18 protein-coding genes and 1 tRNA gene are annotated in these 16,153 nt (G+C 68.1%); 6 read left to right on the forward strand and 13 right to left on the reverse strand.

Features of this window, described 5'->3' with window-relative positions:
• Nucleotides 1-17: 17 nt before the first annotated feature.
• Complete coding sequence (locus B3E43_RS04120; RefSeq protein ID WP_292026877.1) at nt 18-788, forward strand: thioredoxin domain-containing protein; 771 nt, start codon at nt 18-20, stop codon at nt 786-788.
• An 18-nt stretch (nt 789-806) separates the two neighbouring features.
• On the opposite strand, the gene B3E43_RS04125 is transcribed toward B3E43_RS04120, so the two are convergent.
• The 4 genes from B3E43_RS04125 to gor all read right to left on the reverse strand — a co-directional run bounded on the left by B3E43_RS04125 (nt 807) and on the right by gor (nt 5,218).
• Nucleotides 807-1,505 carry a chorismate mutase gene (locus B3E43_RS04125; RefSeq protein ID WP_292026881.1) on the reverse strand — a complete coding sequence of 233 codons (699 nt, stop codon included), beginning with the start codon at nt 1,503-1,505 and terminating at the stop codon, nt 807-809.
• A gap of 300 nt (nt 1,506-1,805) precedes the next feature.
• On the reverse strand, nt 1,806-2,402 hold the full coding sequence (locus B3E43_RS04130) for a prephenate dehydratase domain-containing protein (protein WP_292026883.1): 597 nt from the start codon (nt 2,400-2,402) through the stop codon (nt 1,806-1,808).
• A 1-nt stretch (nt 2,403) separates the two neighbouring features.
• Entirely contained in the window at nt 2,404-3,777 is a 1,374-nt protein-coding gene (locus B3E43_RS04135) for a class II 3-deoxy-7-phosphoheptulonate synthase (RefSeq protein WP_292026885.1), read from the reverse strand.
• 55 nt (nt 3,778-3,832) lie between these two features.
• Nucleotides 3,833-5,218 carry a glutathione-disulfide reductase gene (gor, locus tag B3E43_RS04140; protein ID WP_292026886.1) on the reverse strand — a complete coding sequence of 462 codons (1,386 nt, stop codon included), beginning with the start codon at nt 5,216-5,218 and terminating at the stop codon, nt 3,833-3,835.
• Between the two features lie 218 nt (nt 5,219-5,436).
• On the opposite strand from gor, the gene B3E43_RS04145 reads away from it, so the two are divergent.
• On the forward strand, nt 5,437-6,387 hold the full coding sequence (locus tag B3E43_RS04145) for a hypothetical protein (RefSeq protein ID WP_292026888.1): 951 nt from the start codon (nt 5,437-5,439) through the stop codon (nt 6,385-6,387).
• Between the two features lie 6 nt (nt 6,388-6,393).
• On the opposite strand, the gene rpiA is transcribed toward B3E43_RS04145, so the two are convergent.
• Both rpiA and glmU read right to left on the reverse strand, forming a co-directional pair.
• Nucleotides 6,394-7,080: a ribose-5-phosphate isomerase RpiA gene (gene rpiA / locus B3E43_RS04150; protein ID WP_292026891.1), complete on the reverse strand. Its 687-nt coding sequence runs from the start codon at nt 7,078-7,080 to the stop codon at nt 6,394-6,396.
• The gene (gene glmU, locus B3E43_RS04155) at nt 7,077-8,426 is read right to left on the reverse strand and encodes a bifunctional UDP-N-acetylglucosamine diphosphorylase/glucosamine-1-phosphate N-acetyltransferase GlmU (protein ID WP_292026893.1); all 1,350 of its coding nucleotides are present in this window, start codon (nt 8,424-8,426) and stop codon (nt 7,077-7,079) included. The genes rpiA and glmU overlap by 4 nt, the downstream gene beginning before the upstream one ends.
• 66 nt (nt 8,427-8,492) lie before the next feature.
• On the opposite strand from glmU, the gene B3E43_RS04160 reads away from it, so the two are divergent.
• The 3 genes from B3E43_RS04160 (at nt 8,493) to B3E43_RS04170 (ending at nt 9,818) form a co-directional block, all read left to right on the forward strand.
• The gene (locus B3E43_RS04160; RefSeq protein WP_292026895.1) at nt 8,493-9,197 is read left to right on the forward strand and encodes an HAD hydrolase-like protein; all 705 of its coding nucleotides are present in this window, start codon (nt 8,493-8,495) and stop codon (nt 9,195-9,197) included.
• Nucleotides 9,198-9,249: 52 nt separating this feature from the next.
• Nucleotides 9,250-9,324: transfer RNA gene (locus B3E43_RS04165), tRNA-Val, on the forward strand.
• A gap of 269 nt (nt 9,325-9,593) precedes the next feature.
• Nucleotides 9,594-9,818 carry a hypothetical protein gene (locus B3E43_RS04170; RefSeq protein ID WP_292026897.1) on the forward strand — a complete coding sequence of 75 codons (225 nt, stop codon included), beginning with the start codon at nt 9,594-9,596 and terminating at the stop codon, nt 9,816-9,818.
• 56 nt (nt 9,819-9,874) lie between these two features.
• Here B3E43_RS04170 and B3E43_RS04175 read toward each other — a convergent pair whose 3' ends face one another.
• The 7 genes from B3E43_RS04175 to B3E43_RS04205 form a co-directional block, all read right to left on the reverse strand.
• Nucleotides 9,875-10,510, reverse strand: a complete 636-nt coding sequence (locus tag B3E43_RS04175; RefSeq protein ID WP_292026900.1) for a hypothetical protein — start codon at nt 10,508-10,510, stop codon at nt 9,875-9,877.
• Complete coding sequence (locus tag B3E43_RS04180) at nt 10,507-11,397, reverse strand: DNA-processing protein DprA (protein ID WP_292026902.1); 891 nt, start codon at nt 11,395-11,397, stop codon at nt 10,507-10,509. The genes B3E43_RS04175 and B3E43_RS04180 overlap by 4 nt, the downstream gene beginning before the upstream one ends.
• A gap of 323 nt (nt 11,398-11,720) precedes the next feature.
• Entirely contained in the window at nt 11,721-13,298 is a 1,578-nt protein-coding gene (locus B3E43_RS04185; RefSeq protein ID WP_292026905.1) for a Fic family protein, read from the reverse strand.
• Nucleotides 13,299-13,529: 231 nt separating this feature from the next.
• Nucleotides 13,530-13,949, reverse strand: a complete 420-nt coding sequence (locus B3E43_RS04190; protein ID WP_292026907.1) for a helix-turn-helix transcriptional regulator — start codon at nt 13,947-13,949, stop codon at nt 13,530-13,532.
• The gene (locus B3E43_RS04195; RefSeq protein ID WP_292026909.1) at nt 13,946-14,146 is read right to left on the reverse strand and encodes a hypothetical protein; all 201 of its coding nucleotides are present in this window, start codon (nt 14,144-14,146) and stop codon (nt 13,946-13,948) included. The genes B3E43_RS04190 and B3E43_RS04195 overlap by 4 nt, the downstream gene beginning before the upstream one ends.
• Nucleotides 14,139-14,426 carry a hypothetical protein gene (locus B3E43_RS04200; RefSeq protein ID WP_292026911.1) on the reverse strand — a complete coding sequence of 96 codons (288 nt, stop codon included), beginning with the start codon at nt 14,424-14,426 and terminating at the stop codon, nt 14,139-14,141. Before B3E43_RS04200 ends, B3E43_RS04195 begins: the two co-directional genes overlap by 8 nt.
• On the reverse strand, nt 14,423-15,235 hold the full coding sequence (locus B3E43_RS04205; protein ID WP_292026913.1) for a transglycosylase SLT domain-containing protein: 813 nt from the start codon (nt 15,233-15,235) through the stop codon (nt 14,423-14,425). The genes B3E43_RS04200 and B3E43_RS04205 overlap by 4 nt, the downstream gene beginning before the upstream one ends.
• A 103-nt stretch (nt 15,236-15,338) precedes the next feature.
• On the opposite strand from B3E43_RS04205, the gene B3E43_RS04210 reads away from it, so the two are divergent.
• Nucleotides 15,339-15,746 carry a nuclease gene (locus tag B3E43_RS04210; protein WP_292026915.1) on the forward strand — a complete coding sequence of 136 codons (408 nt, stop codon included), beginning with the start codon at nt 15,339-15,341 and terminating at the stop codon, nt 15,744-15,746.
• The last annotated feature ends 407 nt before the right edge of the window (nt 15,747-16,153 follow it).

The raw sequence follows: 16,153 nt of genomic DNA on the forward strand, positions 1-16,153 counted from the left end.
TCGTACCGAGAGACCGCATGACCGACACGCCCGAGACACCCCGCGGCGGCTTTCTGACAGGGCCGCGCGCCAGCATGGCCGCCCTGGCCGTATCGATCATCGCCCTTGTCCTCGCCGTCGCCCCCTATGCGACCGGCGGCGACTTCGATGGCCGGGTCCGCTCCTATCTGCTGGAGAACCCGGAAATCCTGCAGGAGGTCAGCGTCGCCCTCCAGGCCAAGGAAGAACGCGCGCTCACCGAGGCCATCAACCAGCGCGCTGCGGCCATTCCGTCCCTGCTCGCCGCCGATCCCCGCGATCCGGCCTTCGGCCCCGCCGACGCCCGGGTGACGGTGGTCGAGTTCTTCGATTTCCGTTGCCCTGGCTGCAAATCGACGGCCCCCGAAGTGCTGCGCCTGATGCAGGCGCACCCTGACGTCCGGTTCGTGTTCAAGGACTGGCCGATCCTTGACCGCGGAGCGGAGGATACGTCCCACTACGCGGCTCGCGCGGCCCAGGCGGCCCACCGTCAGGGCAAATACCTTCCGGTATTCCGCGCCCTGATGGCCGAACCGGCCCTGACCAAGGCCGCCGTCGATCGCATTCTCGCCGCCAACGGCGTGGTCATGCCGACCGCCCGGACGGCGATGGCGGGTCCCGAGATCGCCCGGCATCTGGCCGACATCCAGTTGTCGGCAACCAGCCTCGGCCTTCGTGGGACACCGACCTTCTTCATCAACGGTCGGGCGATGGCCAGCATCCAGCCTGCCGATATCGACCGCGCCATCCGGGCCGCCAAGGCTGGCTGACCCTGAGGCGCAACCCGATCAGCCGATCGCGCCGACGCAGCCCTCGTCTCCACCGACCGAAAGTTTCGCGTCGGTCAGCGACAGCGTCCATCCGTGGTGTGTCGCCAGACCGCGCCGGCGGATGCCGCCGCCGTCGCCGGCGTCGCCGCCCGCATCGACAATGACCCGCCGTCCGGTCGGCAGGGCCGCCGGATCGATCCGGCCGACGGCCAGCGCCGTGGGCGTCTCACCACCGAACCCGTCGAAGACGCTCAGCATCGACCATTCGCGACGCAGTCCCGTCCACCAGGCGTCATCGGCATTGACCGCCAGGACGGCGACCCCGTGGCCCTCGGCGGCCCATGCGAGGGCCGCCTGCGGGTCGCGGACCGCGCGCATATCGGCCGCTGCGCCGAAGCGCAGGCGCGCGCCGTCGAACGCCCGGGTCGGCTCCACCGGCGACCAGACCTGGACCTTGATCCGGCCCTGACGGGCCAGGCCCCAGCCAACGATCTGCCGCCAAAGGCTCTCGACCGCCTCCTGGTTGTCAGGTCGGGCACGCTCGAGCATCCGCGCCAGCACGGCCTGTTCGCGGTCAGGCCGCAGCTTCACATGGGGCCCGGCGGGGGCATCCTTGGCCTGGCCGACGCGGGCGGCGATGGCCAGACGGCGTTCGAACAGGGCCAGCAGATCGTCATCGATCTGGTCGATCTCGTGGCGCAGGGCAGCGAGCGCCATATGCTCGGGCGAGATCTCCGAGACGGCGGGCCAGACTTGCTGGAGGGCGGGCTTGGTGCATGAATTGGACACTGGAAACGGCTTTCGATTTCGATGAGCGGCAATGAGGATTTGCGAGCCGCCGCCCCGTCCCGGGGCGGTCGCCGGCGAGGCCGTCAGGACGATGTCCCCGAGGCCTCAGCCGGCGTATCGAAAGCCGTAGAAATACAGGTCCGCGGCCGCGAAAACGCGGGCGAATGCAGTCGCAGCGATGGCTTGCGAACGGACCATACGCCCAGAGGGCGCACGGATTGTGCGACGTCAACCTGCCCTGGCGCTCAACAGGACAAAACGCGTGCGATTGTCTTCTGAATCCTGGATGTCGTTGCGCAAAATCGACAATCCATAGACCTCGGCGGCCCGGACCGGTGCTACCGCGGCGCGGCTGAGGTCGCCCGCTTCCGCCACCGCCCGCGCGGCGCCGGCGGTGTCAAAGGCCTCGACAGGCGTGATGCCCAGGGCGGCCAGCGAGGCCGGACACTGGCGCAGGGCGACCGGATGGCTCTCGGCGGTCTTCACCGTCCGCAGGCTGGCTCCAGCCGGCGCCATCAGGGCCAGACGAATGGGTCGCCAGACCTCGGACACCACTCTCAGTTTCGCCGCCTCGACCAGTGTGGCCGCCGGCTCTACCCGGCCGATAGTCGTGTTCTCGACCGGGATCAGGGCGCAACCGACGTCCCCGGATTTGAGGGCAGCGATGGCGGCCTCAAACGTGTCGTAGGCGACAGCCTCGTCCCACGGCCGCAGGTCCAGACAGGCTTCGTGGCTGAAGGCCCCCGGCGCGCCCTGATAGGCGCAGCGCCCGCCACCCGCCTCGAGTTCAGCGGCGTCGCCCGCGGGTCTGCCGACGCCTTCCATCTCAGGCCGCTTCCGACTGCGCGCGCCGTCCGGCCTTCAGCCGCTCGGCCACGAGGAAGGCCAGCTCCAGCGCCTGGTCGGCGTTCAGGCGGGGGTCGCAATGGGTATGATAGCGGCTGGACAGGTCGTCCTCTGTCAGGGCCTGGGCCCCGCCGAGACATTCGGTGACGTTCTGGCCGGTCATCTCCAGATGCACGCCGCCCGGGTGGACGCCCTCTGCCTCGGCGACGTCGATGAAGCCCCGGACCTCGCCGAGGATGCGCTCGAACGGCCGGGTCTTGTAGCCGTTGCCCGCCTTCAGCGTATTGCCGTGCATCGGGTCGATCGACCAGACCACGCGCTTGCCGTTCTCCTTCACCGCCTTCATCAGGCGCGGCAGGCGGTCATGCACCTTGTCCGATCCGAAGCGGCCGATCAGCGTCAGCCGACCCGGCGTATTGTCGGGGTTCAGCACATCGATCAGGGCCAGCAGGACGTCAGGCTCCATGGTCGGCCCGCACTTCAGACCGATCGGATTCCGGATGCCCCGCGCGAATTCGATATGGGCGCCGTCCAGCTGGCGGGTGCGCTCGCCGATCCAGACCATGTGGGCCGAGGTGTCGAACCATTCGCCCGTAGCGCCGTCCAGGCGGGTCAGGGCGCTCTCGAGGTTCAGCAGCAGGGCCTCGTGGCTGGTGAAGACCTCGACCCGGCTCAGGTCGGGATGGCTCTCGGGCGTGACGCCGACGGCCTCCATGAAGGCGAGGGCCTCGGTGATCTTGTCGGCCAGTTCGCGGTATTTGTGGCCATAGGCGCTGTCGGCCGCGAAGCCCATCGTCCAGCGGTGGATGTTGTACAGGTCGGCATAGCCGCCGCCGGCGAAGGCGCGCAGGAGGTTCAGGGTCGAGGCCGACTGGTTGTAGGCGCGCAGCAGTCGCTGCGGATCCGGCAAGCGCTCTTCCGGCGTGAAGGCCATGCCGTTGATGATGTCGCCGCGATAGCTGGGCAGCTCGACCCCGTCGATCTGCTCGACCGAGGATGAGCGCGGCTTGGCGAACTGGCCCGCGATGCGGCCAACCTTCACCACCGGCTTGCGGCCCGCGAAGGTCAGGACCACCGCCATCTGCAGGATCAGGCGGAAGGTGTCGCGGATATTGTCGGTCGAGAATTCCTTGAAGCTCTCAGCGCAGTCGCCGCCCTGAAGCAGAAAGGCGTTCCCAGCCTCAACCTCGGCCAGTTTGGCCGTCAGACGCCGGGCCTCGCCGGCGAAGACCAGCGGTGGAAGGGCCCGAAGATCATCCTCGACACGCGCGAGAGCGGCCATGTCGGGATAGTCCGTCGGCATCTGCACAACGGGCTTTTGTCTCCAGCTATCGGGGGTCCAGCGCATACTCATGCCGCCAAGATAGGCGGATGGCCGTTCGGGGACAATGAACCCGGTGTCGCGTTTGTCAGCCCGCCGACATATTTCCGGGCTGTTGTTTCTCTTTCAGCGTGACCAGTTCCTCGGCCATGGTCGGGTGGACCGCGCAGGTGGCGTCCCATTGCGCCTTTGTCAGACCGGCCTTCACGGCGATGGCGGCCAGCTGGATCATCTCCGGCGCCTCGGGTCCGACGATGTGGACCCCGACGACCTTCTGGCTCTGGCCGTCGACGACCAGTTTCATCAGGACCCGCTCGTCGGAGCCGGTGAAGGCGTATTTCATCGGACGGAAGCGGGTAAGATAGACATCGACCTCGCCCGGACAGCTGTGCCGCGCCTCGCTTTCGGTCAGACCCACCGTACCGACGGGCGGCTGACTGAACACCGCGCTGGCGACGGCCGCATAGTCAAAGGCCTGCGGATTGTCGCGATAGACTGTCTCGTGAAACGCCACGGCCTCCCGGATCGCCACGGGTGTCAAATTCATCCGGTCAGTGACATCGCCGATGGCCCAGATGCTGTCGGCGGTGGTTTTCGAGAGCGCATCGACCTTGATGGCCCCGTCGTCGTTCAATTCGACTCCGGCGGTCTCCAGCCCCAGCGCCTTGACGTGCGGCACGCGGCCGGTGGCGAACATGACGACGTCGGTCTCGATCTTCATGCCGTTCCCCAGCACGCTGAGCAGGCCGGTCTCCGTCTTCTCGATGGCCTCGTGCTGGCAACCCAGGATGACCTTGATGCCCCGCTTCTCGATCTCGCCCGCCAGATGGGCGCGCACGTCATCGTCGAAGCCGCGCAGGATGTTGGGGCCGCGATAGATCAGCGTCGTCTCGACGCCCAGGCCGGCGAAAATCCCCGCGAACTCCACGGCGATATAGCCGCCACCGGCGATCAGGATGCGCTTCGGCAGTTGCGGCAGGTGGAAGGCCTCTTCGGAGGTGATGGCGTGCTCGATCCCCGGCAGACCTTCCGGAACCCAGGGCCGGCCGCCGGTGGCGATCAGGATCCGCTCGGCCGTGACGGTCTGGTCCTTGCCGAGGATCTCGACCGTGTGAGCGTCCTTGAGGACTGCGCGGCCATGGATCAGGTCGACGCCCGCCTTGCCCAGGTTGGCGGCGTAGATGCCCGACAGCCGGGCGATCTCGACATCCTTGGCCTGGAGGAATTCCGGCCAGTCGAAGCTGGCCTCGACGGTCCAGCCATAGCCTTCGGCGGTATGGAACTGGTGAGCGAAGTCACTGGCCATGACCATGAATTTCTTGGGCACGCAGCCTTGGATCACGCAGGTGCCTCCGACCCGATGCTCCTCGGCGATGGCCACGCGCTTTCCGCCAAGCGCGGTCAGGCGCGCCGCCCGGACGCCGCCCGAGCCGGCGCCGATGACGAACAGGTCGTAGTCGTAGGTTTTTGCCACAGCGCATTTCCCGGAAGGTTCGTCGTGGCAGGTAGCCATCCCCTCCCCGACCGGCAAGTCGCCCGCGCCGGAATAGCCGGAGCCGCCCGTATAAGGCGTCGTCCGGGCGTGTCGTCCGAACCTCGTTTCGTGACCGGAACATCGATCCGCGCCGATTCGCGTTGACCGTGTCCGATCCGGCCCGTTAGTGACCGCAAAAGTATCAAATCAGGGCGTGCATGATGATCGAACTGTTCCTCGCCGGCGCGCTGCTTCTGGCCCCGCCGCAGACTTCCGGCCCTGTCGTCAGCCAGGACCCGGTCCAACTGGAAGACGTGGTCGTCTCCGGACGGACGCTGGACAGCCTGATCCGCGACTTCGTCGGCGAGGTCGCCGAGCCCAACCGCAACCGCGGCCTCGCGCGCTGGAAAGACCGCGTCTGTGTCGGCGTCGCGAACCTCGACGGAGAGGTCGCCCGCTATCTGTCCGACCGCATCTCGACCGTCGCGGAGGATGTGGGCCTTTCGGTTGGGGGGCCGGGCTGCACACCGAACATCCTGGTCATCGCCACCGCCGACGCCGGCGACCTCGCTCGCCAGTTGACCGAGGAACGTCGCCGCGCCTTCCGTATGGGGGGCGCCGGCATGGATCGGGGTGGCGCGGCCCTGCGCGATTTCGTCGAGACGGATCGGCCGGTGCGCTGGTGGCAGTTGGCCATCCCGGTGGACTCCGAGACCGGGGACATCGCCGTCCGTATCCCCGGCGTCTGCACGGGCGCCTGCGTCAGCGCTGCCGACTACGCGCCCCAGATCGCGGTCGCCTCCGCGTCCCGCCTGACGACCCAGATCGTCGACAATCTGACCCGCGCGATCGTCATCGTCGACGTCGACGAGGTATCGGACGTCTCGGTGCTTCAGCTGGCCGACTACATCGCCATGGTGTCCCTGGCCCAGATCGACCCCAAGGCCGACACCAGCGGCTACGCCACCATCCTGAATGTCTTCCAGGCCCCGGAGACCAGCGACAGCCTGACGGACTGGGACCTGGCCTATCTCGACGGCCTCTACGGCGCCGAACGCAATCATCTGGCCACCCAGGCCGACCGCAACGAGATCGCCAATTCGATCCGCCGGTCTCATGAGCGACTGCGTGAGAGAGACGAGGCCGAACAGCCAGCCCCCGCCGAATAGGCCGCCTCAGGGCGTCCGCAATTCGAATCCGTCATCCGTGCCGATGATCGCCTCGTCCGCAAGGTCGAGGAACAGGCCGTGTTCGACCACGCCGGTGATCAGCTTCAGGTCATCAGCCAGGCGCACCGGGTCGTGAATGGCGACGCATTTCGCGTCATAGATCAGGTTGCCGCCGTCGGTCCGAACCAGCCCCCGCTCCGCCGAGCGCACGCGGGCAGGCATGGCGATGTCATGATCGGCCAGCACATCGGCGATGCGGTTGGCGGTGGTCTTGTGGCCGAAGGCGACCACCTCGATCGGCAGGGCGAAGGCGCCCAGCACCGGCACCACCTTGGCCTTGTCGGCTATGACGAGGCAGCGGGCCGAGGCCTCCCACACCAGCTTCTCGCGCAGCAGCGCCGCGCCGCCGCCCTTGATCAGGGCCAGCCCCGGCCCGACCTCGTCGGCGCCGTCGACCGTCAGGTCAATTCGCGGCGTGTCCTCGAGCGTCGACAGGGTCAGACCGAGCTCACGCGCCAATTCTGCCGTGGCTTCCGACGTCGGCACGCAGCGCAAACCGTCCAGCCCGCGCGCCGCCAGCGCCTTGACGAACCAGGCGGCTGTGGAGCCGGTGCCCAGGCCCACGACCATGCCGGGCTCGACGCGCAGGGCGGCGGCTTCGCCGGCGTGGCGCTTCTGGTCGTCGGCGCTCATTTCGCCTTCGCCGCCTTCTTCGCCCGCATGGTTTCCATGAACCGCGCCGCCCAGCCGGGCTTGGCGGTCTGGGTTCCGCGCGCCAGCGCCAGATCGCCCGGAGCCACATCGGCGGTGACCACCGAACCCGAGCCCACCATGGCGCCCGCCCCGACCGTCACCGGCGCGACCAGCGAACTATTGGAGCCGACAAAGGCCCCCTCGCCGATCGTGGTGCGGTGTTTGAAGAAGCCGTCGTAGTTGCAGAAGATCGTGCCGGCGCCGATGTTGGCCTTCGCCCCCACCACGCCGTCGCCCAGATAGGACAGGTGATTGGCCTTGGCCCCGGCGTCCATGCGGACGTTCTTGACCTCGACGAAATTGCCGACCTTGACCCCCTCGCCCAGGTCTGCGCCGGGCCGCAGCCGGGCATAGGGACCAACCTCGGCCCCGGCGGCGACGGTCGCCCCCTCGATATGGCTGAAGCTGCGGATGCGCGCGCCGCCCGCGATCTTCGCGCCCGGGCCGAAGACGACATAGGGTTCGATCGTCGTCCCGCCGCCGATCTCGGTATCGAAAGAGAAATGCACCGTCTCGGGCGCCGGCATGGTCACCCCGGCGGCGAGGAAGGTTTCGCGCTGAACCGTCTGGAACAGGGCCTCGGCCACCGCCAGCTCGGCCTGGGCGTTGACCCCCATGACGGCGTCCTCGCCCGCGAAGACGGCGCGGGTCGGTTCACCGCGCTTGCGGGCCAGCTCGACCACGTCGGTCAGATAGTATTCGCCCTTGGCGTTGTCGTTCCTGACCTCCGCCAGCAGCCCGAACAGCAGGGCGGACGGCGCGGCCATGACGCCGGAGTTGCAGGCCGTCAGGGCCAGCACCTCCGCCGACGCCTCCTTGGCTTCGGTGATGGCCGCCAGGGTCTCGCCGTCCATGACCAGGCGGCCATAGGCCCCCGGATCGCGGGCCTCGAAGCCGATGACCGTGACCCCGTCCGCCGAGGCGAAGACCGGCTCGATGTCGGCAGCCTTCAAAAGCGGCACGTCGCCATAGGTGACCACCACCTGACCCGCGAACCCCTTCAGCGCCGCCTCGGCGCAGCGGACGGCGTGGCCGGTGCCGATCGGCGGATCCTGCACCGCGATCGCGGTCTCGCCCAGCCGCTTGACCACATGGGCCCGCACCTCGGGTGAGTGATTTCCGACTACGACGATGATCCGCTCACAGCCCAGCGCCTCGGCGGCATCGATGGCGTGATCCAGCATGGCGCGGCCGCCGACCGGGTGCAGCACCTTGGGCAGGGGCGACTTCATCCGCGTGCCCTGGCCGGCGGCGAGGATGATGGCTGCGCGAGGGGTACTGGTCATGAATCGGTCCGGCGGTTAGTCGTCGCCAGCGGTCTAGCCCATCCCGGCGGACTGGGGGAGATGCCGATGCGCATACGCGATCTCGAGGGCTGGACCATCGCCTTCGATCTGGACGGCACGCTCGTGGACTCCGCCCCGGACCTGATCGGTACGCTGAACCGCATGCTGGCCCCGCGCGGCTATCCGCCCGTGCCCCTGTCGTCCGCCCGCCACCTGGTCGGCCACGGCGCGCGCGCCCTGCTGCGTCATGGTTTCGCCGAAGCCGGCGCCGTCTGGGACGAGGCGGCCGAACCCGAACTGTTCGACCATTTCATCGACGACTATATCGGCCACATCGCCGACGACAGCCGGGCGTTCGAGGGTGTGGTCGAGACGCTGGACCAGCTTTCTGCGCGCGGCGCCCTCCTGTGTGTCGCGACCAACAAGCGCACCGACCTGGCCGTCGCCCTGATCGACGCCCTCGGCCTTGCGCGCCATTTCGTCGTGGTCGCGGGTCCGGATCGGGTCAGCGCCCGCAAGCCGGACGGGGCCCATGTGAGAGAAGCGGTTCAGCTGGCGGGCGGCGATCCGGCCCGGGCGGTGATGGTCGGCGACGCCACCACCGACACCGGCAGCGCCCGCGCGGCGGGCGTGCCCTGCGTGGTGGCCGGCTTCGGCTACAACGACGCCCCCCTCGCTGAACTGGGCGGCGACATCGTCATCGACTGCTTCTCCGATCTGATCGCCGCGGTCGAGACCCTGCACCGGGCGGCGAACCCCCGCGCCATCTGACGGCTTGCCAGCCCCGGACGACCGGGCTAAGTCCCCGCCTCCTGAATCGGCCGGATGCGTAGCTCAGCGGGAGAGCACCTCGTTCACACCGAGGGGGTCACAGGTTCAATCCCTGTCGCATCCACCATTTTTCCTGAACAAAAACATACATCTGGCGGAGAGCCACCCTCCGCATACGGATGATTTTTTGGGCAAAATCGAGTTAGTGGGGCAGTAGTGGGGCAGTCGCCGCGCAAAACTACCGCCCGAAACGAGACAAAGCGCCCTGAAAAGCATTGATTGGAACCGAGACCGGGGCTGATTCGACCCCGCTCGGCCGCGGCCTTTTGCAGGGCGTTTCATCCAAATCCGTCTCCCGGCCTCAATCCACCGCGACCCGTTATCGAAAGAGCTCCCATGGCGTTGATCCCGGACCATCCCAACGACGCCGGAACCTGGACCCGCCTGGAGGGTCGGGAGGGGTTCGCGCTTTGGCGTCGCGAGCGTCTGACGTTGGCGCCGGTCACGATGTACTATGTCGTCGCGCCGCCCCGGCAGAGCGAGATTCTCTACGACGAAGCCAAGGCTCGCCTTCGCTTCAACGAACTCGCTGGCGTTTCCGGCCGAGAGACAGCCCTTTAAGGAAGGCTTCGCAGACGCGCGATCCGCCGGCGGTTCCGGCGGCCCGCTCCAGATCCTCAGCCCTGGGCGGCGGCAAATGGATTGGCGAAGACCCGGCGCGCGATGAAGATGCCCGTGATAGCCACGCCTGGAAATCTGCGCGACAGGATCGTGTGGGCCGCCCGAAAATGGGTGCCGGCCGTCAGGACGTCGTCCAGAATTCCGATTTGGCCGACGGGCGCGACGGCAAGAGACTCGTCAATCTCGTAGGCTCCCAGGAGATCCTCGACCGTGTTTCGAACGCTCCCCGCTTCATGAGAAGGGGTCATGGACCGGGTTTGGCGGATGAGCCGGCGAACATCAGCGGCAGGCTGGATCGCCGCTGCCATGTCGAACATACGGTCGTCGTAAGCCGGGTCGCCCACCATTTTCGAGGGCGGAATAGGGACGATGACGGACTGCCGGATCCAGTCGTGGTTCAGCGCCTTTCCGAGCGCGCCGGCGCACTTCCCGATCGCTTCCCGCTTGTAGCCAAGCTCGGCCGCTGATGCCGTGGGCTTCTTCTTGAGATTGGAAATCAGGGAGTTCGCCTTGCTGTACGAATAGCCCTGCCCCGACGTGAACTCGAGGAGGTACAGGCAGGCGTCCGCCGGCGTCAGGTGGTAGTGATCGCCGCGGTTGCTGTCATCGATCTGCCTGAAGCGGATCGTCATGCAAGGGCGTTCCAGATGTCATCCATCGATCGAACGCGAATGGCGCCCAGGTCGGCGAACCTCCGGGGCCACGTCAGCTTCAGCGACGGGTCGAAACAGCTGTCGAGGATGAAGAGCTTGCGGCCCTGGTGCAGGGCGGCCCGTGCCTGAGTGAGGGTCCCGGACGTGTCGCTCGCCTCCACGATAACGGTGCCCTCGGTGAGGGCGCTCATCGTCACATTTCGCTCGGGGAAGAACAGGCGATTCTGCTGGGGCCCCTGTTTGCCGTAGCGCAACAGCGGCACCTGCGAGATCAGCAGATGATCCGTGGCGATCTGGTCCTGAAGGTCCCTGTTGGCTTTCGGATAGTACTGTCCAAGCGGTGTTCCGATGACGGCGATAGTGCGGCCACCGCATCCCAAGGCGGCGGTGTGCGTCGCGCGGTCGATACCCTCTGCCAGCCCGGACACGACGGTGAACCCACGCTCAACCAGGCCTTTGGCGATCTGGGCTGCTCGTTGGGTGCCCTGCTCTGTGGCTTTCCGCGCCCCTACGACCGCGATGGAGCGGGTCTCGGTGAGCTCCCATGCCCCCTGGTAGTAGAGGACTTCGATCGGGTGGCGCGCGTCGCGAAGCCGTTCGGGATAGTCGCCGGCATGGTTGATCCGGACGCCGAACCGATGGACGCCCGACTTCTTGAGCCGGGCGAACACCTCGTCCGCAGCCGCCTCGGCGGCGGAGCGGGACACGAAATCGGACGGAAGAGCCGACGGGTCCCGAGCGAAACGGTCTGCGAGCGTCTTGAAGGTCGCGCCCTGCTCCAGCCACAACGATTCGTACGCGCCCAGCTCGAGGCGCGGCGAAATGGGCGCCAGGGCCGCTCCATCTGCACGTAATGCCAGGTTCATTCTGAAGTCCGTTTGACAGAGATTGAATCAGCTGTCCCGAAGGATCAACGCCTGAGGTCGGTGAGCGTCACATTATGCTGCGCCAGATCAGGGCGTAGGGCACGTCTTAAGAACGCCCTCCAGGACCGAGGCGAGCGCTTTTCGGGCAGCGGACGTTGCGAAAGGTCAGTTCTAGACGTCCGGCGGCGCCCGCGCCAATCTCCGCTCAGGGCGGGTCGTAAGCGGACATTGGCCCGGCGGGCCGGTTCGTCGGGCCTGCCGGCATCCGCTAAATGGCGAGCTCCCAAGCGCGAGGCAGAACCCTGGTCGACACGGTTCACGGATCAGATCGGCATCGGCGCGCCCCGGTCGCGCCTGAGCGCCTGCCAATAGTCTGCAGGCGCCGGCGTGCCGTCATGCGTCTCGATGACCAGGGCCGGGTTCGGCATCGTCAGCCGGGCGTGACGCGGACTCTCGCAGAAGGCATAGGCGCGCGCCCACGTCGTGATGGCGGCCTCCGTCGTCTCCTCCGAGCAGGCGGCGCTCACGCGCTGGCAGAATTCGAGCGACCGCACCAGGATGGAGGGGTCGTTCCGCCGCGACAGGGCGCGCAAGGCGTCGAGGTAGTCTTCCCTGAACACCGTCGGGATCACGATGCGGGACAGGCCGCCAGCCATGAGCTCCTTCGTCATCATGATGCGGCTCAGGCGCCCGTTCCCGTCATTGAAAGGATGGACGTCCGACAGCAGGAAATGGACGAACACGGCGCGCGAGAACGGGTCCTTCAGGGTCTCGAGTATCGATACGCCCTCCCGCAGGGTTCCCTCGACGCGGTCAGGGGCGACGAAGGTCGTATCCCCGGCCTTGTTGGTTCGCGTCTTGAACTGACCCGGCCGGACCGACGGCCGGGCGTCCATCAGGATCCGGTGCCGTTCCTGGATCTCGGCGAGAAAGGCGTCCGCCCCGCGGGGCACAGCCGCGCGCGGCCCCAGATCGACGAGCTGGAGATAGGCGCCCAGGACGTCGTGCCCGTCTTCCGGCCGGGCATCGGGCATCTTGCCTTCGAAGACGATCTCGACGGCCTCGCTGACGGCGAACTCCGTGCCTTCGATGAAGTTGGAGAAATAAGCCTCCATGAACGCGCCGCTCGTCTTGCGGCCGGGCGTCGCGTCCCGATCGGCGATCGACAGGGGGGCGCGGGCCTGAAGATGATCCGCCAGGGTCACGAGGCGACCGACGCAGGCGGGGTCCAGAGGCGCGCCGGCGGCGCGGGCCCGTCCCTGGACCGTGCTGAGCTTGTCCTGGCGGGTCCGCAGCAGCGCGCCGATCAGACCGTTCAGGACCTCGAATTCCTTTTCCCGCTGGAGGACGGGCGCCAGAACCCGGGCCTGGTCCCGGATATGGTTCAGGCCCTCTTCGCCGTGGGTCGAGCACAGACTTTCAAGAGCGGCTTCGACCCCCGCCTTGCCGAGGGTGCGGGCCGGTCCATTCCGGGCGCGCGACGGACTGAGGTTGTCGAGCAGCTTTCGGACCGGTCCCGCCAGCCAGGAGCCTAGATAGGGGATGTCGCCGTCGACGGGTCCAACACCCTGACGGATGTGGATCTCAAGACCCGGGAGGGTGATCACGTCCCGGGTCCGCGGCGCGCTGACGAAGACGTGGCCGACCCCGGTCGGCGCGCCGCCGGAGCGGTCCCTCCACGGCTGGCTTTCCATGCCCGTCCGGTCGGTGGCGACGCCGTCGGGAACGAGCCTGCCGAGGATGGTGGACCATTTTCGACGCACGACGGCGTCGACCGGCTCGGCGCCGGGTTCGACATAGACGCCGGTCGCGATGCGAACGAGCTTGCCGCCTTCATGATCGCGGCGGATCTTCCTGTCGGTCGCTTCGCTGCCCGAGGGCGTGAAGAGGATGTCAGCCATGACCGTCTCCCAAGACCGCGCGAAATACAGGAAATGTCCGTCACAGTCCCTTAAATCGCAATAATGTCCGCTATAGTCACTTAACGTAGTTTCTCTTAGGCGGCCAGCCAAAGGCAAAATGTCCGTAAAACTCCCTTATCGCGCTGAAATGTCCGCCAGGCTCTCTTTGTGCGATTGTGATGGGCAAAATCCGCAGGGGCGGCCTCTGAGCCCGTCGCCAGGCCCTTCGCCCTAGAATCCGAAATCGATCTGGTCGGCGGAGACCTGTCGTTTCCGTCGGGGCGGGGCCGCCAGCGCCACAGGGCTTGGAGCCTCCGGCACGACCGCCGCCGGGGCGGCAGTGGGCTTTTCGGGCTGACGACGCGGCGATCGCGCGGTCTGGATCAGCTTGGGCTCCCGGGGTCGGACCAGCGGTCTGGGACAGGGGAGCCCCCGGGTCTTGCGTGTCGCCTTCCAGGCGGTCAGTTCGCTTTCCCACCAGCCGACCCGGTTAGGCGAGATGCGCACGGGTTCGGGAAAATCCCCGACCTGTTGCAGACGCCACGCGGTGGACCGGCTGAGGCCCGTGACGTCGCGAACCCGATCCCAGGGCAGCAACCGGTCTTCCGGCCCGCCCGTCTCGACCGGCCCGCCTTCAGGTTCGAACGTCACGACGCGCCTCCGAACATCCGGTCGGCCGCCGCCTCGAACACCTGACAAAGCACTCGGGCGTCGGTCGCGGCGTCCACGCAGTCGCGCGCCGCCCATCGCCGGGCCACATCCTTGATCGCGAAGCTGGCGGCCGGGTCCGCCAGCAGACCGGCGACCGTCGGCGGCGGCGGCGGCGTTCTGATCCCATGGTCAGCCACGGCGGCGCCCTCTCGCCGCCGGCGGCGCGGCGGTGCGGACGTCCGTGATCTGCGATCGCGCCCACTCCCGCAGCAAGCCGCGCGGATAATGGGGCCTGGACCGCACGTGACGGCAGGGCGGACCGCCACCGCCGGTCGACCACAGCCGCGCGAGGGTGGACGGCTTCAGCCGGATGCCGAACTGGGCCAGGAAGGCCGACGCCTCCGCCCGCGTCAGCAGGTCCTCGTCCCCGCACGTCGGGACCCCGGGTCCGGCCTCCGTCCCCGTTTCCCCGATCATCGCCCCGCTCCGCGCGGGCGACACTGGGTCGAGCTGGTGATTCCCTGCCCCGCCGTCAGCGCCAGGTAACAGTCCACGACCGTCGCTACATAGGCTTGGGTCTCGGCTATATCCGGCACTCGCCCCAGCCGCGCGACGCGGGCCGGACCCGCATTGTAGGCCGCCAGCGCGAGCCGCAGATCACCGAACCGCCGGATCTGACGCGCCAGATAGTCCGCGCCGCCGCGCAGGTTCTCGACGGGATCGAAGCGGTCGCGGACGCCGAGCTCCAGGGCGGTGCCCGGCATCAGCTGGGTCAGTCCTCCCGCGCCGACGGGCGAAAGGGCGTCGGGCCTGTAGGCGCTCTCGTCCGCCGTCATTTCATCCCGAAGCAGGATATTCCGCCGATCCAGAAAAAGGGTCCGGAACTGCTCGCGCGGCTCGTGAGCGAGCGCCGCCCGCACATAGGCCACCAGCGCGGTCCAGGACGTGATGACCGGGCGGCGGCTGGCTTCGGCGCGCGCAAGACGGACCGCGAACTCGCGCAGAAGCGTCAGCTCGGCCCGGAGGGCGGACCCGGCGCTGGACGCCTGGGCCAGTTCGCCGGGCGCCGCGCCGGCGACGCCGCCGAGGCTCCCGAACCGTTCGAGCAAGGCCGCGGCGAGCCGCGCAGGGTCCGTCTCCGGGTCCATCCTCTCCAGTATCAGGGCCAGCAAAGTCTGATCGTCCAGCGCCGCATGGACGAGGGTCGGCGACGCGGGGCGGCGCCCGCGTGGTTCGGGGGCCGGCGCCCGGATCAGGGTCGGGGTCGGGGTCGGGGTCGGTCTCATGGCGGTCTCCTTCTCCGCTCCACCACGGAGCGCCCGCCGTCCGGCCTTCCTTTCTCTCCCTGTCGGGCTTGTCCCCGGCCCGGCGCCGCGCCACCCTGGGCCGATGAAATGGCTTCTGATCACCGCCGGACTCCTGCTGGCGCCGGCCGTCGCCCGGGCCGATCCGTGCGAGGGCCGGCTGCCCGCTCGCGCCGGGGAAGCCTTTGAGGGGATCGTGCGCTACGTCGGCGACGGCGACAGTCTGTGCGTGGGTGACGCCGTCGACCCGGCCGCCTGGATCGAGGTGCGCCTTTCGGACTTCGACGCCCCCGAACTGCACAGCGCCACCGGCCGCGCGGACCGTGACCGCCTGGCTCGCCTCGTCGCCCGCCGCCGGCTCGATTGCGTCGCGGTTCGGGGCCGGAACGGCCGGGTCATCGTCCACGACCGCGTGAGCGCCTCCTGCAGGGTGAACGGACGTCGGGTCGGCGACCTCCTCCGCGCCGCCGGGGGCCGGGAGGGTGGAAACTAAGGCCCCGATCTCCGGTCGCCCGGAGGGACCGTTCTGCGGATAGACAACCTGTCGAACCCGGGTGGCGCGGCGTGGAGCAGCTCCCGCCTCACCGCGTGGGTGGTCAGGAAAGGCTGGGCTGATGCGTGGGCTGCGCCACATCACGCCAAGCCGTCAGTCGTGAACATCTCCGGCTCAATTGGCTGATTGTGCAGAGGCCGGGCTCTGCTTCGATGCGGCCTCTGTGCGGCGCCGGTGCTGGACAAGGAGGTCGAGGAGCTCGCCTTGGCCACGGCCCGCTACAGGGTGCATGCGTCTGCTCACCTTCCCGCAGACCAAGTCGTCGAGATGCCAGCGGGGCGACGGCGCGGGCCGTCGGCGCTTCAAGCGGCCGGGCGATCAGAGGCCCTTCACTCGGCGCATGACGG

Origin of the sequence: Brevundimonas sp. UBA2416 (assembly GCF_002343105.1) — a bacterium.
Taxonomy (GTDB): domain Bacteria; phylum Pseudomonadota; class Alphaproteobacteria; order Caulobacterales; family Caulobacteraceae; genus Brevundimonas.